The sequence below is a fragment of the Streptomyces sp. NPDC047108 genome, assembly GCF_040643575.1.
GTDB lineage: Bacteria > Actinomycetota > Actinomycetes > Streptomycetales > Streptomycetaceae > Streptomyces.
In genome coordinates this window covers 1-25,007 of the sequence record NZ_JBEYUP010000023.1, presented here as the reverse complement: position 1 = coordinate 25,007, position 25,007 = coordinate 1, and the positions used below count along the sequence as shown (strand labels likewise).

Sequence of the window (25,007 nt, the reverse complement as noted above, 5' to 3'; positions counted from 1 at the left end):
CCGGGGAACCTCGCGAGGTCAGGCCGGCCAGTCCCCGGTCGCCAGGAAGGTGTCGATGGTCTCGGCGTACGGCGTGACGTCCAGGCCCTGCTCCTCCAGCCAGGCGTCCGAGTAGTACTTGTCGAGGTAGCGGTCACCCGGGTCGCAGAGCAGGGTCACGACACTGCCCGTGCGCCCGGCGTCCACCATCTCGGCGACGAGCTTCAGGGCGCTCCACAGCCCCGTCCCCGTGGAGCCGCCCGCCTTGCGGCCGATGGCCCGCTCCAGGGCGCGTACGGCGGCGACACTGGCGGCGTCCGGCACCTTCATCATCCGGTCGATCGCGCCGGGCACGAAGCTCGGCTCCATGCGGGGGCGGCCGATGCCCTCGATGCGCGAGCCGCAGTCGCTGGAGACCCCTGCGTCGCCGGTCGTCCAGCCCTCGAAGAAGCAGGAGTTCTCCGGGTCCGGGACGCAGACGAGGGTGTCGTACTGCATGTAATGCACATAGCGCGCGACGGTCGCCGAGGTGCCGCCCGTGCCCGCGGTGGTGACGATCCAGGCGGGCTCCGGGAAGCGCTCCATGCGCAGCTGCTCGTAGATCGACTCGGCGATGTTGTTGTTGCCGCGCCAGTCGGTGGCCCGCTCTGCGTAGGTGAACTGGTCCATGTAGTGGCCCCCGGTGTCCGCGGCGAGCTGAGCCGAGACCTCGTAGACCGTCCGCGGGTCGTCCACCAGATGGCACCGACCGCCATGGAACTCGATGAGGCGGGTCTTCTCGCGGCTTGTCGTGCGTGGCATCACCGCGATGAAGGGCACGCCGATGAGCCCGGCGAAGTAGGCCTCGGAGACCGCCGTCGAGCCGCTGGAGGCCTCGATGACGGGCTTGCCGGGCCGGATCCAGCCGTTGCACAGCCCGTACAGGAAGAGCGAGCGGGCCAGCCGGTGCTTGAGGCTGCCGGTCGGGTGGGTCGACTCGTCCTTCAGGTACAGGTCGATGCCCCACTCCTCGGGAAGCGGGAAGCGCAGCAGGTGGGTGTCGGCGGAGCGGTTGGCGTCGGCCTGGACCTTGCGGACCGCTTCCTTCAGCCAGCGTCTGTACGCGGGGTCGGTGCGGTCGACGTCGATGGTCGCGGCCGCGCCGCCGGTCTGCTGCCGTTCGATCGTGCTCACCGGAGGCGCTCCTTCGGGTGTTTCTCATGCGTGCCAGGGCCTTCGGCCCCGCCCCGCATCTCGCCGGGCCCGGGCACGTGACCTGCGTCCGGACGCTCCCGCCGGACGTTTCGATCATAAAGGGGGCACTGGTGCACGAGCCCCGCCGCGGGCACACTGCGCAGCAAGGGGAGAATGGCAGATCGACCGGAGCGGTTCGTCGGCGATGGGACGTCGAGGGGGCGGTGCAGGATGAAGGAGCCGGAATACACGGCGACCGGGGTGCGGATCGAACACGGGTTGCGGTCGGTCACCCGTGCCGGGCAGGTGCAGATCCGGGACGGCAGGCTGACGCTGCTGACCAGTTACGGCAGGGAGATCGACAGCGCCCCTGTCCAGCAGGTCCGTGCGGGCAAGCCCTGGTTCGCGGTCCGCGGCGGCGCGTCGGCCACGGTCAACGGCACCCGCTACCACCTCTCGCCGGGCGAGAGCGACCCCGCCCCCGGCAAGCCGGACCGGCCGGGGAGGCCCTGGGCGCGGAAGTTCCTCGACGCGGTGCGGACGGCGGGCGGGCAGGCCACCCAGCCGTGACGGGCGGGCCACCGCGTCGCGACAGAGGCCGTCGCCGCGGTTCACCCGTCCGTGGTGTCAGCGGCGCCGGGGCTGACTGGACGGCGCGAGTTGCGCGTGCGCCCGGCCGGGTTCACTCTGGTGGAACGTAACTGAGGGTTCACCGGCGGTCACCCTTCGATCCGGCCCGCCGGGTTGCGGCAGTGAGCACGTCGGCACCGGGTCCGGGCAGGGGGGACGTACCGGGCCGGCACCGATGGCGGTCACTGTCGGCTGCGTTCTTCGCGTTACGCACCGCGTTCTTCGTCTTCCGAACTTTTCAGGGAGTCGGCCGTGATCAGAAAGCCCAGCAGGCACTGCACGGTGGAGCTCCAAGCCCTGCCGTCGCGTATAGGCCAAGTCCGCAGGATCGTTTCAGCGCAACTGCGCTACTGGCATCTCGATCCGTTGATCGACTCGGCGGCTCTGGGAGTCACCGAGCTTCTCACCAATGTCCACCGTCATGCCGAGCCGGACAAGCAGTGCCGGGTGGAGATCGATCTTCTCCGGGACCGGCTGACCGTCTCCGTGCGCGACAACGATCCCCGCGTCCCGAGTCTGCGGTGCGCCGACCTGGCAGCCCTAGGCGGCAGAGGCCTCACGCTCGTCGCCTCGGTGAGCGAGAGCTGGGGCGTACGGCCGCACGACGAGGGGGGCAAGGTCGTGTGGTTCACGCTCCAGACCCACACGCCCGCCCTGCCGCAGAGCGCGCTCGCGGTCCCGGCACCGGTGCCGGCGCTCGCGGCGCCCGGCCCCTTGCGCGGATCCGGTCCCGCGGGCGCCCGCGGCCCGGCGGGGTCCCCGCCCCCGCCGTCCGCACGCCGGCGGGGCCAGACCCGGGAGAACGCCGGAGCCCGTCCCACCGCGGTGGGGTGACCGGGCCCCGGGAGACGCCGGGACGCCGTGCCGTGCCGGCGGTGAGCGGTCCGCTGTCGTGACCGCTCACCGCCGGCACGTCGGCGCTTCATGCCCTGACCGCGCTCGCTCCGTGACCGCGCTCGCTCCGTGACCGCGCCTCATTCCGTGACCGCGCCTCATTCCGTCGCCACGGCGCGCAGCACGTCGAGCCGCGCCGCCCGGCGGGCGGGGCGCCACCCGGCGAGCACGCCCGCGGCGAGACCCACCAGAGCGACCACGGCCAGCCGGTCCGGCGGCACCGCGAACGCGCTCGTCCCCGCGCTGTCCGAGGCCCGTACCAGCGCCCAGCCGAGAAAGCCGCCCAACGCGACGCCCCCTGCCGTGCCGAACGCCGCGACCAGCAGCGACTCCCAGCGCACCATGGCCCGGAGCTGGGCGCGGGTCTGCCCGACGGCCCGCAGCAGGCCGAGTTCGCGGGTCCGTTCGTGGACCGCGAGCGTGAGGGTGTTGGCGATGCCGAGGAGGGCGATGACGACCGCCAGCGCGAGCAGGGCGTAGACGAGGGTGAGCATCATGTCGACGCCTCCGGCCGAGGACGCGGCGTACTCCTCCCGGGTCTGCACCTCGGGGCCGCCGTACGCGGACGCGGTCCTCTCCACGGCCGCCTTGCCGTCGCCCGCGGCCACGCCGTCCTCGAACCCGACTGCGACGAGTCGGTCGGAGTCCTGGACGCGATGTGCGGTCCATGCCTCGCGGGTGACGAGGTAGTCGCCGGCCAGGTCGTCCTGCCCGTAGACGGCCCGCACCGTGAAGGTCTGCCGTGATCCGTCGCTGAAGGTCAGCCGCGCGGTGTCGCCGGGCTTCCAGCCCCGCTCGCCGGCCTCGTCCTCGGACACGGCCATCCCGCCGCGACCGAGTCCGTAGAGCGATCCGTCGACCGCGCCGAGGTCGAGGACCCGCGCGAGCGCCGCGGGGTCGGTGACCGTCAACTGACGCCCTGCTCCGTCGACTTCGGCCACACCCCGTCCCAGGCCGACGGCCGTGTCCACCTCCGGCAGCTTCGCGAGCGCCGGAGCCAGGCCGGGGCTCAGCCCGCTGCCGCCCGCCCCGAACGACGGTGCGCTGACCGCGACATCGCCCGCGAACGAGCGGGAGACGGCACGGTCCGTCGTCGCCTTGAGTGAGGCGCCGAAGACGGTGAACAGCGTGACCACGGCGACGCCGATCATCAGGGCGGTGGCGGTCGCCGCCGTACGCTTCGGGCTGCGCAGCGCATTCCGCCGGGCCAGGGATCCGCCCACGCCCCGCAGCCGGGCGAGCGGCGCGCCCAGTGCGCGTACGGCGCAGACGGACGCGACCGGTCCGAGAACCACGAAGGCGCCGAGTGCGGTCACCGCCCCGGCCGCGGTCGCCGTGATCGACGGCCCCGAGGCGACGCCGTACACGGTGAGCCCGATTCCGGCGGCGAGTGCCGCCGTGCCCGCGACCGCGCGCGGGCGGGAGGCTCCCGAGTCGTCGACGGCCGTCTCGCGCAGCGCGGCGAGCGGAGCGGTGCCCCCGGCCCGCAGCGCGGGCAGCAGCGCGGAGCCCAGGCACACCACCACGCCCACGACCAGCGGCAGCGCGATCGAGACACCGCTGATCACCAAGTCGCCGTCGGGGAAGGGGAATCCGACCGCGGGGAACAGCGCCCGCAGCCCGGCCGCGATGCCGATGCCCCCGAGCAGCCCGGCCAGCGAGGCGGCGACGGCGACGACCGCGGCCTCCACGAGAGTCGAGCCGACGACCTGGCGGCGCGACGCGCCCAGGGCCCGCAACAGAGCGTTCTCCCGGGTGCGTTGGGCGACGACGATCGCGAACGTGTTGTGGATGGAGAACGTGGCGACCAGCAGGGCGACACCGGCGAAGACCAGAAGCAACGTCGTGAACAGCGTGAGGAACTGACCGGTCACCAGATCGAGGTTCTCCTCGGCCGATTCCTGCCCCGTAATGGCCTCGACCCCCTGGGGAAGCAGGGGCTTCAGGGCGTCGACGAGCTCCTGCTGCCCGGTGCCGGGATCGCCGCGCACCTGGATGCTCGCCGCCCGGCCCGGTTCGGACACCAGGTACTTCTCTGCGTCGGCCGGGGTCATCCCGGTGAAGGTGACCTGCCCCATACCGTCCGCGCCGCCGAACGTCGCGAGTCCGACGACGGTCACCCGTACGGGGTCGGGGGTACGCAGCACGGTCCGGTCCCCGATGTCCAGGCCGCCCGCCCGCGCGGCACCGCGGTTGATCACCACCTCGCCGGGCGCGGACGGCGTACGGCCTTCGGCGAGGCGGTACGGGTTGAGCCCGGCGTCGCCGATCCAGTTGCCCGCGAGGGTGGGCGGACCCTGACCGCCGACCGGTTTCCCGTTGCTTCCGACGAGTTGGCCCGCGCCCTGGACGCTGGGCACGGCCGCGGCCACGCCCGGCGCCTTCGCGATGTCGTCCGCGAGCGAGGACGCGACGGGCTGCCGGGTGCCCTGGCCCTGATTCCTTCGTGGGGTTGCCGGGGCCGCCACGGCCCCCTGGTGGTCCCCGCCCGCCTGGTCGAACGCCTTGAGGCGGTCGAGGACGCGTTCGGCCGTGGGCGCGGCCATCCGGTCCACGAGCCGGCCGTCGGCGAGGAAGAGGACCTCGTCGGCGTGGGCGGCGGCCACGGGGTCGTGGGTGACCATGACGACGGTGCGGTCCATGTCGCGTACGGTCCGGCCGAGCAGCCGCAGCACCTCGTCGCCGGAGCGCGAATCGAGGTTGCCGGTGGGCTCGTCGGCGAAGACGACGTCGGGCCGCCCGGCGAAGGCACGGGCGACGGCGACACGCTGCTGCTGACCGCCGGAGAGTTCGCTCGGCCGGTGGTGCAGCCGGTCGCGCAGTCCCACGACGTCGACGAGGGCGCCGGTCCACTCGTCCATGCCGCGCCGGCCGGCGAGATCACGCGGCAGCGTGATGTTCTCCGCCACCGTCAGCGTCGGCACCAGGTTGAAGGCCTGGAACACGAAGCCGATGCGGTCGCGGCGGAGCAGGGTGAGCCGGCGGTCGTCGAGATCGCCGAGCGCCGTACGGCCGATGAAGGCCGAGCCCGAGGTGAGAGTGTCGAGCCCGGCCGCGCAGTGCATCAGCGTGGACTTGCCCGAGCCGGACGGACCCATGATCGCGGTGAAGCGGCCGGCGGGGAAGCCGACGCTCACTCCGTCCAGGGCCCGTACCTGTGTGTCGCCCGCGCCGTAGATCTTCACGGCGTCCACGACGCGGGCGGCGGACGCGGCGCCGGTGGTGGCGGCCGCGCCGGTGGTGGCGGCCGCGGCGCGGGCCGGGGGCATGACGGTCATGCCGCACCGCCCCTGCCGCGGCCGAACTCCTCGTCCAGGACGGAGAGCCGGCGCCAGTACTCGTCCTCGTCGATCTCACCGGACGCGAAGCGGCGGCCGAGCACGGAGAGGGGCGAGTTGTCGTCCCGGACCGGCCGGTTCTGCCACGGGGCGCGGCCGGGGCCCCGGCCGCGCCAGACCGTGCGGCGCAGCAGGAGGACCGCGCCGGCGACGACGATCGCCCAGAAGACGGGGACGAAGAGGATCCACGGGCCGGGCCCGTGGTACGCCAGGGTGTTCATCGTGTGTCACTCCTCCGGTAGCGGTGTCCTGTGTCCGCTACCGAGAGTCGTCCGCGCGGGCCGCCGGGTCGTCGTACGCCCGAAGGCCGTTGTGCTGCTTCCTCCGGAGTACGTCCGGCTGAGAGCGGTACCCGGCGGAAGATCTGCGCCGGATCCGACCCCTTCTTGCAAGACGGCTGTCAGTCATGCAAGCCATTGCCATAGAATTGACGGCATGGCGAGTCGATTGGCGAGGGTTGCTCAGTACGCGGGCGTCAGCGAGGCGACGGTCAGCCGTGTCCTGAACGGCAAGCCGGGGGTCTCGACGTCGACGCAGGCGGCCGTCCTCACCGCGCTCGACGTCCTGGGCTACGACCGTCCCGCCCATATGCGCAGCCGCCCGAACCGGCTGATCGGCCTGGTCATCCCGGAGATGAGCAATCCGGTCTTCCCGGCGTTCGCCGAGGTCATCGGCAGCGGTCTGGCCCTGCGGGGCTTCACGCCGGTGCTGTGCACCCGCACCCTCGGCGGGGTGGCCGAGCCCGACTACGTGGACATCCTCCTCGAACACCAGGTCTCGGGGGCGGTCTTCGTCTGCGGACTGCACTCGGAGGCGGCCGCCAATCACACGCACTACGACCGGCTGACGGAGCGGGGACTGCCCGTCGTCGCGGTCAACGGCATGGTCGAGGGCCTGAAGATCCCGTGCATCTCGACGGACGACGCCCTGGCCGTCCGGCTCGCGCTGCACCACCTGATGTCCCTGGGCCACGAGCGGATCGGCCTGGCCATCGGGGCGACGGGACATGTGCCCGCGGCGCGCAAGCTGGCGGCGTTCCGCGAGACGATGAGCGCGCAGTTCCCCGGGGCCGACCCGGACGCGACCGCGGTGCAGATCATGTACACCCTGGAGGGCGGGACCTCCGCGGCGATGCAGCTCTTCCAGAACGGTGTCACGGGTCTGGTCTGCGGCAGCGACGTGCAGGCGCTGGGAGCGATCAGGGCCGCGCGGCGCCTGGGCCTGGACGTGCCGGGCGACGTGTCGGTCGTGGGCTACGACGACTCGACGTTCATGCCGCTCGTCGACCCGCCGCTGACCACGGTCCGGCAGCCGATCGAGGCCATGGGGCAGGCCGCCGTGAACGTCCTGCTCCAGCAAGTCGGCGGCGGCGCGGCGGACTTGCGGGAGATGCTCTTCGAGCCCGAGCTGGTGGTGCGGGCGAGCACGGGCATCGCCAGGACGCCTGCCGGCGGCTGACCTCCCGGCCGCTTCTCACCGGGCGTCCACCGGGCTCTCGCCCCTCCCGGCTTCCTCGCCCTCGCCTTGCAGGGCCTGCCCGGCACATCTCCGACCGGCCCCGGGCACCCCCGGCACCGCTCTGTGAGCCACCTTCCGGCCGCGCCCTGATCTGCGATCCCGTACCCCGCGTCTGTCAGGTCGGTCCGCCCCCGACCCTCCATTTTTGTCATGGGCACGACCTCTCACTTTCTCATCTTGCAAGAATCTTTCGCTGATCTGTGGACTTCCAGTCAGCTCGTTCTTAAGGTTTTCGTCACGCACTGCCGGACGAGCCGCCACGGCGTGCGCAGGTGAGGAGAGATCATGCGTTTCAAGAGACTGACGAGCGCCGGTGCCGCCGTCCTCGCGGCGACCACCATCGCCGCCTGTGGATCGGGTCCGGACGGGACCGATTCCGCCGATGCCTCGACCGGGGATTTCACGGGCCGCGGGCCCATCACCCTGGCCACCGGCAAGGACAACACCGGGACCCTCGACAAGGCCCTCGACGAGTGGAACCGCCGCCATCCCAAGGAGCGGGTCCGCGCCGTTCAGCTCTCCGACTCCCCCGACGAGCAGCGGCAACGCATGATCCAGAACGCCGAGTTGAAGTCGGGCGAGTTCACCGTGCTCAACCTGGACGTCGTCTGGACGTCGGAGTTCGCGGCCAACCGCTGGGTGATGCCCCTGCCCCGCAAGGCCGTCGACACCTCGGACGACCTCAAGCCGACCGTGGACGGCGCCTCGTACCGCGGGCAGCTCTACGCCGCTCCCTGGAACTCCGACGGCGCGCTCCTCTACTACCGCAAGGACTTGCTGAAGAAGGCCGGGGTCGAGCCGCCCGGGACCTGGGACGAGATGACAGAGGCTTGCAAGAAGGTGCGTGAGCTGCCCGAGGGCAAGGGCATGTCCTGCTATGCAGGGCAGTTCGACAAGTACGAGGGCCTGACGGTCAACTTCTCCGAGATGGTCGACAGCGCCGGCGGCACCGTCGTCAACAGCAAGGGCCGACCCGCCGTCGACAGCCCGGCGGCTGTGAAGGGTCTGAGCTTCTTCGCCGACGCCTTCGACAGCGGGCTCATCTCGAAGAAGGCCATCACGTACAAGGAGGAGGAAGGCCGGCAGGCGTTCCAGAAGGGCAAGCTGGTCTTCCACCGGCAGTGGCCCTACCAGTGGTCGATGGCGAGCAGGACCGACGGATCCTCCTCCGTGGCGGGCAAGTTCGGCGTGGCGCCGCTGCCCGGTCTGAAGGGTCCCGGCATCTCAAGTCTGGGCGGGCACAATCTCGCGATCAGCTCGTCCGCCGAGAACCGCGCCACCGCGCTGGACTTCGTGGCCTTCATGACGAGCAAGGAGATGCAGCGCAAGAATCTGCTGCTCAGCTCCAACGCCCCGACCGTCGCCTCCCTGTACGACGACAAGAAGCTCATCGAGAAGTACCCGTACCTGCCGGTGCTGAAGAAGTCCGTGCAGAACGCCAACCCCCGGCCCCAGGTGGTGCGCTACGGGGACACCACCGCGGCGATCCAGGAAGCGGCCTACGGCGCGCTGCGCGGAGAGGTCACGCCGCGGAAGGCGCTCGCGGAGCTGCAGCGGAAGCTCCAGGCCGTCAGCAAGCCGTGATCCGCGGCCGCGCCACGCGCCGGCCCGGCCGCGAGCGCCCCGAAGGGGCGGCCTCCCGGGAGCGTCCCCGCTCCCCGGCCCTCGCTGCCGCACCGGAACCACCGCCGCATCCCCCGTACTTGAGGTGATCCGTACATGCCCGCCGTAGCGGCACCGCCGCCTTCTCTCACCGAACCCCCCGCGCCACCGCCCCCGCGCCCGTCCCGCCGGACCCGTACGCGGCGCCGCTCCGGGACCTCCCGGCTCGCCGTGCTGCTGGTCTCCCCCACCCTCGCGGTGCTCGCGCTCGTCGCGGGCTACCCGGTGCTGGCCGCGTTCCGCGAGTCGTTGTTCGCCGAGCAGTCGGGGCTGGACGGCTCGGGGTTCGTCCGCGAAGGAGAGACCTTCGTCGGACTCCAGCACTACGCCGACATCTTCCGGGGCGAGGCCGGGGAACGGTTCTGGAACGCGTTCGCCAACACCAGCTTCTTCACCGTCACCACGGTGGCCCTGGAGACCGTGCTCGGAGTGGCCATGGCCCTGGTCATGCACCATGTCGTCCGCGGCAGAGGGCTGGTGCGCGCCAGCATCCTCGTCCCGTGGGCCATCCCCACCGCCGTCTCAGCGCTGCTCTGGCAGTGGATCTTCCAGGCCGACGGTGTCGCCAACGCCCTGACGGGCCGTGAGGTCCTGTGGACCACGGACGGAGGGCAGGCCGCCCTCGCGGTGATCATCGCCGACATCTGGAAGACGGCCCCCTTCGTCGGACTCCTCGTCCTGGCCGGACTGCAGCTCATCCCCGGTGAGGTGTACGAGGCCGCGCGGGTCGACGGTGCGCGGGCCTGGCAGCAGTTCGTACGCATCACGCTGCCGCTGATCCGGCCCGTGCTGCTCGTGGCCGTACTGTTCCGGCTGCTCGACGCGCTGCGCATGTTCGACCTGCCGTACGTGCTCGTCGGCGCCCGCAAGGAGTCGGTGGAGACGCTGTCGATGCTCTCCTTCGACGAGGCGGCCAACACGCGGTACGGGCCCGCCGCCGCGTACGCCGTGATCCTCTTCCTCTACGTGGCGGCCACGGCCTTCGTCTTCGTCAAGCTGCTCGGCGCCGACCTGCTGTCCACGGACCGTCCCGCCAAGTCCGGTGGTTCCAGGGCCCGTCGCTTCGGGCGGCGGTCCGGCAGCCCGTCGGAGGTGGCCGCATGAGCACCGTGCTGAAGCCGGCCAGGCGCTTCCCCGTCCCGACCGCCCGGACCGCTCTGAGCGTGGGCGGCATGGCGCTGATCGTCGTCTACTGCCTGGCGCCGTTCTACTGGATGACCGTCTCCAGCCTCCGGCGCAGCTCCGACCTGTTCGCCAAGTCGCCGCTGCCCTCCCCGTGGTCGCTGGAGAACTACCGGGCGGTGCTCGAACCGGGCTCGGGATTCGGACGGGCGCTGCTCAACAGCCTGGTCGTCGCGGGCACGAGCACCGCGCTGACCCTGCTGGTGGCCACCTTCGCCGCCTACGCGCTCGCCCGCCTGGAGTTCCGGGGCAAGAACCTCGTCCTGGCAGTGATCATCGCCACCTCGATGTTCCCCGGCATCGCGCTGCTCGTGCCGATGCTGAAGCTGTTCTCCAACACGCTGCACTGGGTGAACACCTACCAGGCGATGGTCGTGCCGACCATGTCGTTCGCGCTGCCGCTGGCGGTGTGGAATCTGACCGCCTTCTTCCGGCAGCTGCCCCGAGAGCTGGAGCAGGCGGCGATGGTGGACGGCTGCACGCCCGGTCAGGCGTTCCGAAAGGTGATCCTTCCGCTGACCGCGCCGGGTGTCTTCACCACCGCGATCCTCACCTTCATCGCGGCCTGGAACGAATTCATCATCGCGCTCTCCATGGTCAACCGCCCGGACATGCAGACGGCGACCGTCGCCATCGCCCGCTTCGGCGGCAGTTCCGGATTCGACGTCCCCTACGGCACGAAGATGGCGGCGGGCGTCGTCGTCACCGTGCCCCTCGTGATCCTCGTACTCGTCTTCCAGCGCCGGATCATCGCCGGCCTCACCGCAGGAGCAGTCAAGTGACGACCGCACGCCCCGTCCTGGTCCCCGACGCCGCCGCCCTCCAGGGGGCCGATGCCGACTGGTGGCGCCGCGCGGTGATCTACCAGGTCTACGTCCGCAGTTTCGCCGACGGGAACGGTGACGGCATCGGCGACCTCGCCGGTCTGCGTTCCCGCCTTCCCTATCTGGCCGACCTCGGTGTCGACGCGCTCTGGCTCAACCCGTGGTACCCCTCCCCCATGGCCGACGGCGGCTACGACGTCGCCGACTACCGGGACATCGACCCGGCGTTCGGCACGCTCACCGAGGCGGAGGCGCTGATCGGCGAGGCGCACGAGCTGGGTCTGCGCATGGTCATCGACCTCGTGCCGAACCACACCTCCGACCGGCACGCCTGGTTCCGCGAGGCGCTGGAGGCCGGACCCGGGTCCGCGGCGCGCGACCGGTACGTCTTCCGCGACGGCAGGGGCGAGGACGGCGAACTGCCGCCCAACAACTGGCGCAGCGTCTTCGGCGGACCGGCCTGGACCCGCGTCGTGGAGGACGACGGCCGCCCCGGTCAGTGGTACCTGCACCTCTTCGCCCCCGAGCAGCCCGATCTCAACTGGGACAACCCCAAGGTGCGGGAGGAGTTCGAGTCGATCCTGCGGTTCTGGTTCGACCGGGGGATCGACGGCGTACGGATCGATGTCGCGCACTCGCTCATCAAGGCTCCCGGACTCCCGGACCTCGACGCGGGTGACCTCGAGGTCGCCGGCTCGGCGGCGAGCACCGACCACCCGCACTGGGACCGGGACGAGGTCCACGAGATCTACCGCTCCTGGCGCCGTGTGGCCGACGCGTACGAACACCGGCCGGTGTTCGTGGCCGAGGCGTGGACCGGTTCGCCGGAGCGCCTGGCCCGCTACGTACGCGAGGACGAACTGCACACGGCGTTCAACTTCGACTATCTGACGTGCCCTTGGCGCCCCGACAGCCTGCGGCGGATCATCGACCGGTCGCTCGACGTGCTCGGCTCCGTCGGCGCACCGGCGACCTGGGTGCTCTCCAACCACGACGTGGTCCGCCACCTGTCGCGCTTCGCGCGGCCGCAGCCGGACCACCCGTTGCGGACGCTCGCCGACCTCTCCCCCGAGGAGTATCCGGCCGACGTCGACCTCGGTACGCGGCGGGCCCGGGCGGCGGCCCTGCTCATGCTGGCCCTGCCGGGCGGCGCGTACGTCTACCAGGGTGAGGAACTCGGGCTCTGGGAGGTCGAGGACCTGCCGGAGGACATGCTCCAGGACCCGATCTGGGAGCGATCGGAGCACACGGACCGGGGCAGGGACGGCTGCCGCGTCCCGCTCCCCTGGTCGGGTTGCACCACGCCGTTCGGCTACAGCCCGGAGGAGACGACGACCGCGCCCTGGCTGCCGCAGCCGGAGGAGTGGAAGAGCCTGACGGCGCAGGCCCAGCAGGGCGACGCGCAGTCCATGCTCGCCCTCTACCGGCGCGCGCTGCGCATCCGCCGGGCGCACTCCGGTCTCCGCGGCGCCGCGATGACGTGGCACTCGACGCCGGAGTCCGAGGTCCTCGTCTTCGACCGCCCGCCCGGCTTCCGCTGCATGGTCAACTTCGCCGACGCCCCGGTGGCCCTGCCGGAGGAGAGCCGGGTGCTCCTGGCGAGCGGTCCTCTGACGGACGGTCTGCTGCCCACCGACACGGCGGTGTGGCTGGCCGAGTGACGCGGGGGCCTGGGGGCTCCCCGCAGCCGTGTCCGGGACGGCAGGGCCCGTCGCCCCCGGACGCGGTGTGAAGGCCGCGTCCAGTGCCCAGCCGTGGGGGCGGGCCTGGGCGCGGCCGCGTCGTGACATCCGGAGACGGCGGTACGTGCGCGGGGGCGGCGTCGGGGCAGGCAGGGGGCCGGTGACGGCCCGCTGCCGCCATGACTGCCGGTGCCTGGCCAAGGTCACAACAGGCCCTCCCCCGGGTACCCGATGTGAAATTGCTTGCCTCAAGTCAAGCATTCCGAAAACAGCACACCGGGAGACCCCGGGGACACCCGAACCGCCCGAACCGCCCGTGCCGCAACAACGGGACGGCCGTCCCCGGACACCCGGCCCAAGCCGGCGCCTCCGCCCGCCCCCCTGCGTTCCGCTATCCGGCCATCGCCGCCAGCGGATCGTCCAGGACCGGCTGCCAGGCCAGTTCCGCCGCGCCCACCAGACTGTTGTGGTCCAGCGTGCAGGGCAGGATGGGCACACCACCGCTCCGCCCCCACAGGCTGCGCTCGGCGACGACCGCGCGCAGCCGTTCCGGATCGGCCTCGAGGAGTTCGCGGTGCAGGCCGCCGAGGATGATCCGGTCCGGGTTGAGGATGTTGACGAGTCCGGCGAGACCGAGGCCGAGCCGGTCGATGAGGGTCTCGGCGGCGGTCCGCACGCGCGCGTCCTCGTACTCCGTACGCAGCAGGTCCCGGGCCTGCTGGAGCAGCGACACCTCGGGGCCGGGTTCGCGGCCCGCCGTGTCCAGGAAGGCCAGCGGGTCGGCCTCGACGTCCAGGCAGCCGCGGCTGCCGCAGTGGCAGGAGCGCCCCTCCGGGTTGACGGTGAGATGGCCGACCTCCAGGGCCAGCCCCGAACTCCCCGTGTGCAGCCGCCCGTCGAGGACCAGCGCGCCGCCGACACCGCGGTGACCGGTCGCCACGCACAGCAGGTCGCGCGCCCCGCGGCCCGCGCCGTGCCGGTGCTCGGCGAGGGCGGCGAGGTTCACGTCGTTGCCGGTGAACGCCGTGACGGGGGTGTCCGCGGCGTCGGCGGTGCCCGCGGTGCCGACGGGTCCCAGGACGCCGGTCTCCCGTACGCGTTCGGTGAAGATCTCACGGACGGGAGCGCCGGCGGGCCAGGCGAGGTGCAGCGGGTTCAGCGCCGTGCCGTCGGTCTCGTCGACCGCCGACGGGACGGCGAGCCCGGCGCCGAGACAACGCCGCCCGGTGGAGCGCAGCAGCTCCGTCCCCGCGTCGACGACGGCGCTCAGCACGTGCACCGGATCGGCGGGCACCGTCATGCAGCCGGGGGCGGTGGCGACGATCCGGCCGCCGAGTCCGACGAGCGCGGCGCGGAAGCCGTCGGCGTGCACCTGCGCGGCGAGCACGACAGGACCGGCGGGGTCGATCGCCAGCCGGTGGGAGGGCCTGCCCTGGGATCCGGCGGCTGCGCCGGGGCGGGAGTCGACCTCGATCAGGCCGAGGGTCTCGAGCTCCGCGGCCACGGCACCGGCGGTCGCGCGGGTCACGCCGAGCTCGGCGGTCAGCACGGCGCGCGTCGGGGCCCGGCCGGTGTGTACGAGTTCCAGGGCCGGGCCGAGGGCGCTGCGGCCTCTCTCCAAGCGTGTTGTCCGAGTCAGGGTCACACCCCTATTCTGGCTTTGTGCCGATCCTAAACAAAATACGGACGGCCTTTTCCGGAGCGCGGCGCGAGATCGCCGCGGATCCCGTTCCGGCCCGGCTCCGTACCGCCCTGACAACCTTCTTCGCGCTCGACGGCTTTCTGTTCGCCGGATGGGTCGTCCGCATCCCGGCGATCAAGCAGCAGACCGGCGCCTCCGCGGGCGATCTCGGACTCGCGCTGCTGGGCGTGTCGGCGGGCGCGGTGGCGACCATGGCGGTCACCGGCCGGCTGTGCCGGAAGTTCGGCAGCCACCGCGTCACCGTCGTCACCGGCGCACTGCTCTCGCTGAGCATCGCCCTGCCCCCGCTGACCGGTTCCGCGCTCGCACTCGGACTCGTCCTGCTGGTCTTCGGCACCGCGTACGGCGCGATCAACGTCGCCATGAACAGCGCGGCCGTCGACCTCGTCGCCGCGCTGCGGCGCCCCGTCATGCCCAACTTCCACGCCGCGTTCAGCCTCGGAGGCATGGTCGGCGCGGGTCTGGGCGGCCTGGTCGCGGGCTCCCTCTCCCCCACGCGGCACCTGCTGCTGCTCGCCGTGACCGGTCTGCTCCTCACGGCTGCCGCGGGACGGACGCTCCTGGCGCATCCCGATCCGTGTCCTCGTCCGCGGCCTGACCGGCCCGAACCCGCGTCGGCGCCCCGCGCAACCCCGCCCGTACGCCTCCCGGGCCGTACGCGCCGCCTCGTCGCCGTCTTCGGCCTGATCGCGCTGTGCACCGCGTACGGCGAGGGCGCCCTGGCCGACTGGGGCGCCCTCCATCTCCAGCAGGACCTGGGCGCGCACCCGGGGGTGGCGGCCGCGGGCTACTCCGTGTTCGCGCTGACGATGACCATCGGACGGCTGACGGGCACGGCACTCCTCGAACGCCTCGGCCAGACGCGCGTCCTGGTCGCCGGCGGCGCCACCGCCGCGGCCGGCATGCTGCTCGGCGCGCTCGCGCCCTCGATCTGGATGACGCTCGCCGGATTCGCCGTCACCGGCCTGGGCCTGGCCAACATCTTCCCCGTCGCCATCGGCCGGGCCGGCGCCCTGGCAGGTCCCGGCGGGGTGGCGGCGGCGTCGACACTCGGCTACGGCGGCATGCTGCTCGGCCCGCCCGCCATCGGCTTCCTCGCCGACTGGCTGTCCCTGCCCGTCGCCCTCACCACGGTCGCCCTGCTCGCGGGGGCCGCCGCCTGCGTCGCCCAGGCGACGCGTAACGCGGGATCGCCTGGATAGCATCCTTCGCATGGAGACCGCCGAACTGATCCGATCGCTGCGCACGGAAGGCTCGTTGCTCGCGGACGCGGCCGAACGCGCGGGGGACGCCGCCGCGGTGCCCACCTGCCCGGACTGGCGCGTACGGGATCTGGTGCGGCACACCGGGACGGTGCACCGCTGGGCGGCGGGCTTCGTCGCCGAAGGACGGGACCGTCCGCGGCGCCCCGCGCCCGATCCGGACCTGGACGGGGCGGCGCTGGTGGATTGGTTCCGCGAGGGCCACGCCCACCTGGTGGACACGCTCCTTGCGGCACCGGACGGCCTGCAGTGCTGGGCGTTCCTGCCCGCGCCGTCCCCGCTCGCCTTCTGGGCGCGGCGCCAGGCGCACGAGACCGCCGTGCACCGGGTGGACGCCGAGTCCGCCGTGGCCGGCGCGGACGCGCTGGCCCACCTCGGGGAGCGGGTCACACCGGTCCACCCCGGTCTCGCGCTCGACGGGATCGACGAACTGCTGGCGGGCTTCCACGCGCGCGAGCGCAGCGCGGTCCGCAGTGCGACGCCGCGCACCCTGCGGATCCGGACCACCGGCGCCCCCGGGGCGGCGGGCACCTGGACCGTACGGATCTCCGACGGCCCGCTGCGGTCGGAGCGGTCCGCGGACGCGGAGGGGGCGGCCACGGAACCCGCGGACTGCGAGATCACCGGTTCCGCGGCGCACGTCTACCTCGCGCTCTGGAACCGGCTGCCGCTGGAGAGCCTGGAGATCGCCGGAGACCCCGAGGTGGCCCGGCTGTGGCGGGACACGTCGGCCATCTCGTTCGGCTGAGGCGGGCGGGCGTCGGCGGAGGCGGCGCGATGTATTACCGGCGGGTAACATTCCGTGCTAGCGTGGCCGTATGCCTCGTCGCCAGTCCCCCGCGTCGCTCCGCCGCACCATCAACTGCTGGCCGCCGTACCTCTTCTCGGGCGTACGGGTGCTGGAGATCGCGGACGACTGGAGCAGCGCACGGGTCCGTCTCCGGCTGAGCTGGTTCAACCGCAACTACGTGGGCACGCATTTCGGCGGCTCGCTCTTCGCGATGAGCGACCCCTTCTGGATGCTGCTCACCATGAAGAGCCTGGGCCGGGACTACGTCGTGTGGGACAAGACCGGCGAGATCGACTTCCTGGCCCCGGGGCGCGGCGACGTGTTCGCCGACTTCACCGTGACCGAGGAGCAGCTGGAGGAGATCCGGCGGGCGACCGCCGACGGGAGCAAGGCGCTGCCCTGGTTCACATGCGACATCGTGGGCGAGGACGGGACCGTGGTGGCGCGTGTGCGCAAGCAGCTCCACATCCGCCGGAAGCAGCGCAAGCAGCCGGAGGCGGAGGCCGCACAGGGCTCAACGGTCCAGGACTGACCGGCGGGGCGCGGTCCGGTCTCAGCCGAGCCAGCCCGGGCGGACCAGCCCCGACTCGTAGGCGAGGACGACGAGTTGGGCGCGGTCGCGGGCGTTCAGCTTGACCATGGCCCGGCTGACGTGGGTCTTCGCGGTCAGCGGACTGACCACCAGCCGGCGGGCGATCTCCTCGTTCGACAGGCCGATGCCCACCAGTGCCATGACCTCCCGTTCGCGCTCGGTCAGTTCGCCGAGGCCCGCGGCGGCCGCCGGTTCCTTGGACCGGGCGGCGAACTCGGCGATCAGCCGGCGCGTCACTCCCGGTGACAGCAGGGCGTCGCCGTCGACCACGGCTCGTACGGCGCGCAGCAGTTCGTCCGGTTCGGTGTCCTTCACCAGGAAGCCGGAGGCGCCGGAGCGGATGGCCTCGAAGACGTACTCGTCGAGTTCGAAGGTGGTGAGCATGACCACCTTCACCTTCTCCAGATCCGGGTCCCCGGTGATCGCGCGGGTCGCCGCCAGGCCGTCCAGGTGCGGCATCCGGATGTCCATCAGCACGACGTCCGGGCGGAGTTCACGGACGAGGGCAAGCGCCTGCTGCCCGTCCGCCGCCTCCGCCAGTACCTCGATGCCGGGCTGCGCGTCCAGCAGCGCGCGGAAGCCGGCGCGGACCAGCACCTGGTCGTCGGCGAGCAGTACGCGGATCACGGCGCCTCCTTGTCCGGGGCCCCGCCGGGGGCATCGGACACCGTAGCCGGAGCGGTGAACGGAATCCGGGCCAGCACGCGGAATCCGCCGTCCGGGCGCGGGCCCGCCTCGACGCTGCCGCCCAGCACGGACGCCCGCTCCCGCATGCCGACCAGGCCCCTTCCGCCGCCGCTCCCACTCGCCTCCGCGCTCTGCGCCGCCGGCCCATCGTCGTCGACCCTGATCTCCAACTCCCCCGTCCCGTACCGCAGAAGGACCTCCGCCGTACGGGACGAGGAGTGCCGTACGACGTTGGTCAGGGCCTCCTGGACGATGCGGAAGGCGGCGAGATCGGCTCCGGCCGCCAGCGCGGTGCGCTTCCCCTCGGTCCTGACGTCCACCGTGAGTCCCGCGCCGGACGCCTGGTCCTTCAGCTCGCCCAGCCGGTCCAGGCCGGGCGCGGGCGAGCGGGGTGCCTCGCCCGGGGCCCGCAGGGTGTCGAGGACCTGGCGGACCTCCCCGAGCGCCTCCTTGCTCGCGGTCTTGATGGTGGTGAGGGCGGTGCGCGCCTGTTCGGGGTCCTGGTCGAGGAGCGCCAGGCCGACGCCCGCCTGGACGTTGATGACCGAGATGGAGTGGGCGAGCACGTCGTGCAGCTCGCGGGCGATCCGCAGCCGCTCCTCGTCGGCCCGCCGGCGCTCCGCCTCCTCGCGCTCGGCCCGCGCGCGGATGATCTGTTCACGGCGCACACCCGCCAGCTCGGAGACGGCGATGATGGCCACCGCCCAGGCGACGAAGCCGAGTTCCTGGAACCAGGGAGGCGAGGCGTCGCCGGCCGGGGGCAGCCACGGGAACAGCCAGAAGGCGACGAGTACATGGGCCACCCACAGCATGCCGACGGCGGACCAGGCGGCCCGGCGGTGACCCGTGACGATGGCCGCGAAGCAGGCGACGGCCACACTGAGGAAGACCGGACCGTACGGGTACCCGCCGGCGAAGTACACGACCGTCACGGCGGAGGCACCGAAGACGGCCACGCGCGGGTACCGGTAGCGCAGGACCAGCAGGGCGGGCCCGAGGACGAGCAGCACGCGGGCGAAGGCGTCGAGGGACGCGCGGCCGGACTGGTCCTGTGCGGCGGCGTTCGTCCCGACACTCTGGATGACGGCCACCACCAGGGAAGAGATCCAGAGCGGACGACGCGAGCCGGGCGCGCCCAGCCACCGCTGCCACGCCCGTCCGCCCGCGAACCCGTCCCTCACCTCGGTCATAACGCAACGCTAGACCGGGCCGCGTCCGTACGGCGTCCGACGGACGTGGTGGCTGCCTCTACTCCCGGCGAAGTAGCCCGCTGCCGCCCGGCCCGCGGCGTCCGCGGGAGAGCCGCGGCCCGGGCGGGGCGGCGTCGGGCGGCCGTCAGAGGCCGAGTGAGTGGGCGAGGCGCGTGACGGCGCGGTCGAAGTAGGCATCGCGTGCCTCGAAGGTGCGGTCGAACCGGCCGAAGACCTCGAAGCCGATGAGACCGGAGAGTTCGGCCCAGGCGGCCGCGGCGTCGACGAGGACGGGGCCGGGCAGCCCGGTGCCGAACCGGTCGCGGAGCCGTTCGGCGTCCCGCCCCGCCGTCCCGGGGGTCGGGCGGCGTCTCCTGTACGGGGGCGCCGCCCACGGGGAACACGCCGTCGGCGCGGGCGTCGGCGATGACGGCGGCCAGAGGCGCGGGGCACGCGGGCCGCGGGGCCGCTGGCGGTGGCCTCGGGCGTGGAGTAGCCCGGCACGGGCGCCGAGGATCAGGGCGTACTCATGCGGATGGGCGAGCGCCCATCCGCATACGGCGGGGCAGATCATCACCCAGCGGTCGGCGGGGGCGGTGGTGGCCGAATCGGCGAGGGCCGCTTCGGCGGCCTCCCCCACGGCGTCGTACGCATCGGTGATCAGCGCGGTCGGCAGGTCGTCCCGGCTCCGGAGGTAGCGGTAGAACGCCGACGAGACCATGCCGAGTTCGCGGGCGTGGGCCCGGAGGGAGAGCTTGGCGGCGCCGTCGGCGGCGAGCTGCCGTCCGGCCTCGTCCTTGATGGCCGCGGTCACCTCTTGGCGCGCCCGCTCCCTGGCCCCTCGTCCCGCGCCTGAGCCGGTCCGACCCGACCCGTCGGCCCGCGCCTGAGCCGGTCCGACCGGTCGTCGCGCATCTAGGGACCCGACGGCGTCCCGCATCTGAGGACCCGACGGCGTCCCGCATCTGAGGACCCGACGGCGTCCCGCACGGCGTGACCGGAGCCCCCGTCACCCCCCGTCAGGAGCGGTCCATCGCGGTCAGCGCCCGTCGCGCCAGGCCGCTCGACCGCACGATCCCGGCCAGCGTCGTCCGGCCGCGGGTGATCTCCGCGAAGACGTGCCACGCCGGCCGGAAGCTGGTGATCGCCGCGTGCACCAGACCGGGACGGCGCTCGAAGACCTTGAGCATCCGCCGCCCCACGCCCATCTCGACGCCGAGTCCCGCCTTGATCGCGTACGTGTAGTTGAGCGCCTGGCGGCGGGCCTCCACCGCGTCCTGCGCCTCGGCGATCCGCACCGCCCATTCCCCCGCGAGCCGCCCGGAGCGCAGTGCGAACGAGATGCCCTCCCGGGTCCACGGCTCCAGCAGCCCGGCCGCGTCGCCGCAGACCAGCACCCGGCCGCGGGACAGCGGTGAGTCGTCGGCCCGGCAGCGGGTCAGATGCCCCGACGAGACGCTGGGCTCGAACCCCGCGAGGCCCAGCCGCGCGATGAACGACTCCAGATAGCGCTTGGTACCCGCGCCGTCGCCGCGTGCCGAGATCACGCCGACCGTGAGCGTGTCCCCCTTGGGGAACACCCACCCGTAACTCCCGGGAATCGGGCCCCAGTCGATGAGCACGCGCCCCGCCCAGTCCTCCGCGACCGTCGGCGGGACCGGGATCTCCGCCTCCAGGCCGAGGTCCACCTGGTCGAGCTTCACCCCGACATGGGCCCCTATGCGGCTGGCGCTGCCGTCGGCGCCGACCACCGCGCGCGCCAGGACCGTCTCCCCGTCGTTGAGCACCACCGCGACCGTCCGCCGGTCGGGCACCGCGGGACCGTGCTGTTCGACGCGGGAGACGGTGACGCCCGTCCGCAGCTCGACGCCGACCTCCACCGCCGCGTCGACGAGACGCTGGTCGAACTCGGGCCGGTTGATCAACCCGAAGAGCATGTACTTGGACCGGCGGGTCCGCGCGAGGCGGCCGTCCATCGAGAAGGTGACGGCGTGCACCCGGTCGCGGAGCGGGAGTTCGAAGCCGGGCGGCAGCGCGTCGCGCGAGGGACCGATGATTCCGCCGCCGCACGTCTTGTACCGGGGCAGCTCCGCCTTCTCCAGCAGCAGGACCCGGCGTCCGGCGACCGCCGCGGCATAGGCCGCCGAAGCCCCCGCGGGACCGGCGCCGATCACCACCACGTCCCGGACCGGCCGGCTTTCCTGCCCCGCGCTCTCGCTGCTCACCTGTGCTTCCGCTCCCGCTCGGCCTGGTCCGCACACCGGAGACCGGTGGCTCCTGCTGTCGTCTCGCATCCTACGGCTCATGGTCAACAGCGCCCCTGTGGGATGATCGACAGCACGGACGCCGTACGTAACCCGCCCGGCGGACGCGCGGAGCGGGGCCCGTGTGCACGACCGCGGCCCGCGCGTGCACGCGCGTCGTCCGTACCCGACGCCACCGCGTCACGTGCCCGACGCCCACCGATGTCCCGCACCCACAAGGAGCGTGCCCATGGAGCCGAACGCGCTGCCCGCACTGGCCGACAGCGTCGCCTCGCTGATGCCCCGCGCGAGGACGGAACTGGCCGAGCTGGTCGCGTTCCGCTCGGTCGCCGACCCGGCGCAGTTCCCCCGGAGCGAGTGCGAGGCGGCCGCCGACTGGGTCGCGGAGGCGCTGCGCGCCGAAGACTTCCAGGACGTGGCGCTGCTCGACACCCCGGACGGCACCCAGTCCGTCTACGGCTTCCTCCCCGGCCCCGAGGGCGCGCCGACCGTCCTGCTCTACGCGCACTACGACGTGCAGCCCCCGCTGGACGAAGACGCCTGGCACTCCCCGCCGTTCACCCTCACCGAGCGCGACGGGCGTTGGTACGGACGCGGCGCCGCCGACTGCAAGGGCGGCCTGATCATGCACCTCACCGCGGTCCGCGCTCTCAAGGAGCGGGGCGGCGTACCGGTCTCGGTGAAAATCATCGCCGAGGGTTCGGAGGAGCAGGGCACCGGCGGTCTGGAGCGGTACGCCGAGGCGCATCCCGGCCTGCTGGCCGCCGACACCGTCGTCATCGGCGACACGGGCAACTTCCGGGTGGGTCTGCCGACGGTCACGGCCACGCTGCGCGGGATGACGCTCGTCCGCGTCCAGGTCGACACCCTCGAAGGCAATCTGCACTCGGGCCAGTTCGGCGGTGCGGCCCCGGACGCGCTCGCCGCGCTGATCCGCGTCCTGGACTCACTGCGCGCCGAGGACGGCTCGACGACGGTCGACGGGCTCGCCTCGGACGCGCGGTGGGACGGCCTGCAGTACGCGGAGGAGGACTTCCGCGCGGACGCCAAGGTCCTGGACGGCGTCGAGCTGACCGGCTCAGGTACGGTCGCCGACCGCATCTGGGCGCGCCCGGCCGTCACCGTCCTCGGCATCGACTGCCCGCCGGTCGTCGGGGCCACACCGTCCGTCCAGGCGTCCGCCCGCGCCGCGATCAGCCTGCGCGTCCCGCCGGGCATCGACGCGGGCGACGCCACCAAGTTGCTCGCCGCACACCTGGAGTCGAAGGTTCCGTGGGGTGCCCGGGTCGCGGTCGAGGAGGTCGGACGGGGCCAGCCGTTCCGCGCCGACACGGCCAGCCCCGCGTACACCGCGATGGCCGCGGCGATGCGCGCCGCCTACCCGGGCGAGGAGATGCAGACCGCGGGCCAGGGCGGCTCGATTCCGCTGTGCAACACCCTCGCGTCGCTCTACCCGGAGGCCGAGATCCTGCTCATCGGGCTGAGCGAGCCGGACGCGCAGATCCACGCGGTCAACGAGAGCGTGTCGCCGGAGGAGCTGGAGCGCCTGTCCCTCGCCGAGGCGCTGTTCCTGCTGAACTACCGGGCGTCCAAGGCCGGTTGAGCCCGACGCGTGTGCCCGGCGCGGCACAGCGCCGGGCACACCGGACGGGTCAGCCGACCGGGACCCCGGCCTCCAGGTTCAGGACTGTGGACCGCTCGCGCGCCCGCAGCGCCCACTGCAGCCGGTTGAACCGTACGGGCGGCAGCAGTTCGGCCGCCTCGCTCTCGCTGACGAAGCGGGCTTCGCGCAGTTCCGAACACGGCAGCAGCAGCCGTTCGGAGCCGCTGTCGAGGGTCCCCCCGTCGAAGAGCAGGCGCAGACCGCCGAACGCGGGCGGCACGGGCGGCTCCCAGTCGACGACCAACAGGGCCGGTACACGGTCGAGTTCGATGCCGATCTCCTCGGCGACCTCCCGCATCCCGGCCCTGGCGGGGGCCTCTCCGGCCTCGACCACACCGCCGGGGAACTCCCAGCCGGGCTTGTAGGTGGGGTCCACCAGCAGGACGCGGTCCTGCTCGTCGAAGAGGAGGACCCCGGCGGCGAGGGTCTCCCCGGTGGGTTCGGGTGTCTGGACGATGTCGCAGGCTCCCGCCGCCCCGGTCCGTACGGCCTCGGCGACGTGTTCGGCGGTCCGGCGCGGGGTGAGCGCGCTGGTGTCTATGGTGTGGGCGTCCTTCTCCAGCCAGGAGAGCGCCGTGCGGTACGGAGCTATGTGGTCCAGCGCCCACTGCCGTCTGCGGGCGCTGTGCTCCGGATCGTCGGCGAACTCCTCGCGTCCGGCGATCCGTTGGCGCAGGATCGTTTCGTCAGGTGACAAGAGCACATGCCGCACGGGAATCCGGCGCGCGGCCAGGCCCCCGAAGATCTCGTCGCGGTAGTCCTGCCGCAGCAGGGTCATGGGGACGACCAGCGTGCCGCCGAGGTCGGCCAGCATCGCCGCCGCCGTGTCCACCACGAGGCGCCGCCAGATGGGCAGTTCCTGGAAGTCCCCGACTTCGCTCAGCCGCTTCTTCGGAAGCAGATGCTCCAGAGTCCCGCCGGTCACCTCCGGGTCGTACAACGTGCTGCCCGGAATCAGATCGGTCAATTCCCGGGCCGCGCTGGTCTTCCCCGCACTGAACGCACCGTTCAGCCAGACGATCACGGTTCCCCCTCTTCCGTAGCCCCCAGTGGACTGCCCGCTACACCTTGCCACGGAAATCGGTCGTGGCAAGGTCGGCGAATGGCCAGTCGGGGCGCGGTTCAGCCCTTGTCATCGCCCGGCGTCAGCCCGGCGGTGAAATGCCGCTGGAGAAGGAGCTGGAGAAGGAGAAAGACGAGGACGGTGGGCGGGGCGACGATCACCGAGCCCGCCGCCGGCAGGTTGTCATCGGTGAAGAACTGGCCCCTGAGGTTGTTGAGGGCCGAGGTGAGCGGCAGTTTCTCGCCATCGGACCATCGGAGACGAAGACCGGCGCCCGGAGGAAGCCGTTTGCAGATCCAGGTGAACTGCCATGTCCCCAGGTCCGCGAGCACCGGCCGGCACAGCGGCAGGGTGATCCGCCAGTACTGCGTCCACACCCCGGCCCCGTCGACCCACGACGACACCGGCGACGACACCTACAGCGCCGCCGACACCCGACCCCCGTCCGCTCCGTCCCCGTCCGCTCCGTCCCCGTCCACTCCGTCCGCCCCCTCAACCGCCGCCGGCCGCAGAGCAGTCGGCGGCCCCGCAGCACTCGGCGGCCGCGCCGCGGCGGCCGCTCCGATCAGCCCCGCGTCCGTCCCCGTCTGCGCGGGCACGACCTCCAGTCCGCCCACGAACGACAGCGTCGCGTACTCCCGCAGCGCCTCCCGCAGCGGACCGAACAACACCTCGCCCGCCGCCGCGACTCCACCCCCGACGACCGCGACCTCGATCTCCACGAGCGTGGCGGTCGCGGCGATCCCCGCCGCCAAGGCTTGCGCCGCCCGCCGGAACGAGGCGAGCGCGACCTGATCCCCCGCGCGCGCGGCCGACGCGACCGCCGCGGCGGGGGCGTGGCCGGCCGGCCCCGGCCGCCACCCGCCCACGGGCGCACGGCGGGCGCTGTTCGGGCCGCGCCCGTTTGGCTCC

General features: G+C 72.7%; 20 protein-coding genes and 2 pseudogenes. 11 read left to right on the top strand and 11 right to left on the bottom strand.

Translation table 11 applies throughout. The annotated features are described in order from the left end of the window. Positions 1 to 18 precede the first annotated feature (18 nt). A complete protein-coding gene (locus ABZ822_RS28790; RefSeq protein ID WP_360860566.1) occupies positions 19 to 1,152 on the bottom strand; it encodes a PLP-dependent cysteine synthase family protein in 1,134 nt (377 codons plus the stop codon). Between the two features lie 231 nt (positions 1,153 to 1,383). Between ABZ822_RS28790 and ABZ822_RS28785 the strand changes: the two genes are divergently transcribed. Both ABZ822_RS28785 and ABZ822_RS28780 read left to right on the top strand, forming a co-directional pair. Beyond that, positions 1,384 to 1,722 (top strand): hypothetical protein, encoded by a 339-nt coding sequence (locus tag ABZ822_RS28785; protein WP_360860563.1) that lies wholly within the window; start codon positions 1,384 to 1,386, stop codon positions 1,720 to 1,722. Between the two features lie 312 nt (positions 1,723 to 2,034). Then, positions 2,035 to 2,616 (top strand): ATP-binding protein, encoded by a 582-nt coding sequence (locus ABZ822_RS28780; RefSeq protein WP_360860560.1) that lies wholly within the window; start codon positions 2,035 to 2,037, stop codon positions 2,614 to 2,616. A gap of 158 nt (positions 2,617 to 2,774) precedes the next feature. Here the strand turns inward: ABZ822_RS28780 and ABZ822_RS28775 are convergent, their stop codons facing one another. Both ABZ822_RS28775 and ABZ822_RS28770 read right to left on the bottom strand, forming a co-directional pair. Then, positions 2,775 to 5,954 carry an FtsX-like permease family protein gene (locus ABZ822_RS28775; protein WP_360860557.1) on the bottom strand — a complete coding sequence of 1,060 codons (3,180 nt, stop codon included), beginning with the start codon at positions 5,952 to 5,954 and terminating at the stop codon, positions 2,775 to 2,777. After that, the gene (locus ABZ822_RS28770) at positions 5,951 to 6,235 is read right to left on the bottom strand and encodes an SHOCT domain-containing protein (protein ID WP_360860554.1); all 285 of its coding nucleotides are present in this window, start codon (positions 6,233 to 6,235) and stop codon (positions 5,951 to 5,953) included. Before ABZ822_RS28770 ends, ABZ822_RS28775 begins: the two co-directional genes overlap by 4 nt. 214 nt (positions 6,236 to 6,449) lie before the next feature. Here ABZ822_RS28770 and ABZ822_RS28765 point away from each other — a divergent pair, with 214 nt between their 5' ends. From ABZ822_RS28765 to ABZ822_RS28745, 5 genes are all read left to right on the top strand, one after another. Continuing rightward, entirely contained in the window at positions 6,450 to 7,472 is a 1,023-nt protein-coding gene (locus tag ABZ822_RS28765; RefSeq protein ID WP_360860551.1) for a LacI family DNA-binding transcriptional regulator, read from the top strand. A 345-nt stretch (positions 7,473 to 7,817) separates the two neighbouring features. Beyond that, entirely contained in the window at positions 7,818 to 9,116 is a 1,299-nt protein-coding gene (locus tag ABZ822_RS28760; protein ID WP_360860548.1) for an ABC transporter substrate-binding protein, read from the top strand. A 135-nt stretch (positions 9,117 to 9,251) separates the two neighbouring features. Then, complete coding sequence (locus tag ABZ822_RS28755) at positions 9,252 to 10,298, top strand: sugar ABC transporter permease (RefSeq protein ID WP_360860545.1); 1,047 nt, start codon at positions 9,252 to 9,254, stop codon at positions 10,296 to 10,298. Continuing rightward, on the top strand, positions 10,295 to 11,158 hold the full coding sequence (locus ABZ822_RS28750; protein ID WP_360860542.1) for a carbohydrate ABC transporter permease: 864 nt from the start codon (positions 10,295 to 10,297) through the stop codon (positions 11,156 to 11,158). Before ABZ822_RS28755 ends, ABZ822_RS28750 begins: the two co-directional genes overlap by 4 nt. Before the next feature lie 17 nt (positions 11,159 to 11,175). Further along, positions 11,176 to 12,861, top strand: a complete 1,686-nt coding sequence (locus tag ABZ822_RS28745; protein WP_360860726.1) for a glycoside hydrolase family 13 protein — start codon at positions 11,176 to 11,178, stop codon at positions 12,859 to 12,861. 412 nt (positions 12,862 to 13,273) lie between these two features. Here the strand turns inward: ABZ822_RS28745 and ABZ822_RS28740 are convergent, their stop codons facing one another. Then, entirely contained in the window at positions 13,274 to 14,527 is a 1,254-nt protein-coding gene (locus tag ABZ822_RS28740) for an ROK family protein (protein ID WP_360860539.1), read from the bottom strand. 17 nt (positions 14,528 to 14,544) lie between these two features. On the opposite strand from ABZ822_RS28740, the gene ABZ822_RS28735 reads away from it, so the two are divergent. The 3 genes from ABZ822_RS28735 to ABZ822_RS28725 all read left to right on the top strand — a co-directional run bounded on the left by ABZ822_RS28735 (position 14,545) and on the right by ABZ822_RS28725 (position 17,168). Next, positions 14,545 to 15,786 (top strand): MFS transporter, encoded by a 1,242-nt coding sequence (locus ABZ822_RS28735; RefSeq protein WP_360860536.1) that lies wholly within the window; start codon positions 14,545 to 14,547, stop codon positions 15,784 to 15,786. Between the two features lie 10 nt (positions 15,787 to 15,796). Further along, the gene (locus ABZ822_RS28730) at positions 15,797 to 16,594 is read left to right on the top strand and encodes a maleylpyruvate isomerase family mycothiol-dependent enzyme (RefSeq protein ID WP_360860533.1); all 798 of its coding nucleotides are present in this window, start codon (positions 15,797 to 15,799) and stop codon (positions 16,592 to 16,594) included. 70 nt (positions 16,595 to 16,664) lie between these two features. Further along, positions 16,665 to 17,168 carry a DUF4442 domain-containing protein gene (locus ABZ822_RS28725; RefSeq protein WP_360860530.1) on the top strand — a complete coding sequence of 168 codons (504 nt, stop codon included), beginning with the start codon at positions 16,665 to 16,667 and terminating at the stop codon, positions 17,166 to 17,168. A 21-nt stretch (positions 17,169 to 17,189) separates the two neighbouring features. On the opposite strand, the gene ABZ822_RS28720 is transcribed toward ABZ822_RS28725, so the two are convergent. From ABZ822_RS28720 to ABZ822_RS28705, 4 genes are all read right to left on the bottom strand, one after another. Further along, the gene (locus tag ABZ822_RS28720) at positions 17,190 to 17,855 is read right to left on the bottom strand and encodes a response regulator transcription factor (RefSeq protein ID WP_360860527.1); all 666 of its coding nucleotides are present in this window, start codon (positions 17,853 to 17,855) and stop codon (positions 17,190 to 17,192) included. Next, complete coding sequence (locus ABZ822_RS28715) at positions 17,852 to 19,105, bottom strand: histidine kinase (RefSeq protein ID WP_360860524.1); 1,254 nt, start codon at positions 19,103 to 19,105, stop codon at positions 17,852 to 17,854. Before ABZ822_RS28715 ends, ABZ822_RS28720 begins: the two co-directional genes overlap by 4 nt. Before the next feature lie 145 nt (positions 19,106 to 19,250). Next, positions 19,251 to 19,919 (bottom strand): TetR/AcrR family transcriptional regulator, encoded by a 669-nt coding sequence (locus ABZ822_RS28710; RefSeq protein WP_360860521.1) that lies wholly within the window; start codon positions 19,917 to 19,919, stop codon positions 19,251 to 19,253. A 205-nt stretch (positions 19,920 to 20,124) separates the two neighbouring features. After that, positions 20,125 to 21,330 (bottom strand): geranylgeranyl reductase family protein, encoded by a 1,206-nt coding sequence (locus ABZ822_RS28705; protein WP_360860518.1) that lies wholly within the window; start codon positions 21,328 to 21,330, stop codon positions 20,125 to 20,127. Positions 21,331 to 21,598: 268 nt separating this feature from the next. On the opposite strand from ABZ822_RS28705, the gene ABZ822_RS28700 reads away from it, so the two are divergent. Then, complete coding sequence (locus ABZ822_RS28700; RefSeq protein ID WP_360860515.1) at positions 21,599 to 22,972, top strand: dipeptidase; 1,374 nt, start codon at positions 21,599 to 21,601, stop codon at positions 22,970 to 22,972. A gap of 49 nt (positions 22,973 to 23,021) precedes the next feature. On the opposite strand, the gene ABZ822_RS28695 is transcribed toward ABZ822_RS28700, so the two are convergent. From ABZ822_RS28695 to ABZ822_RS28685, 3 genes and pseudogenes are all read right to left on the bottom strand, one after another. After that, a complete protein-coding gene (locus ABZ822_RS28695) occupies positions 23,022 to 24,056 on the bottom strand; it encodes an NUDIX domain-containing protein (protein ID WP_360860512.1) in 1,035 nt (344 codons plus the stop codon). 98 nt (positions 24,057 to 24,154) lie between these two features. Beyond that, positions 24,155 to 24,496: pseudogene (locus ABZ822_RS28690) on the bottom strand (carbohydrate ABC transporter permease); the annotation flags it as partial. Positions 24,497 to 24,640: 144 nt separating this feature from the next. After that, a pseudogene (locus ABZ822_RS28685) lies at positions 24,641 to 25,007 on the bottom strand (ROK family protein); the annotation flags it as partial.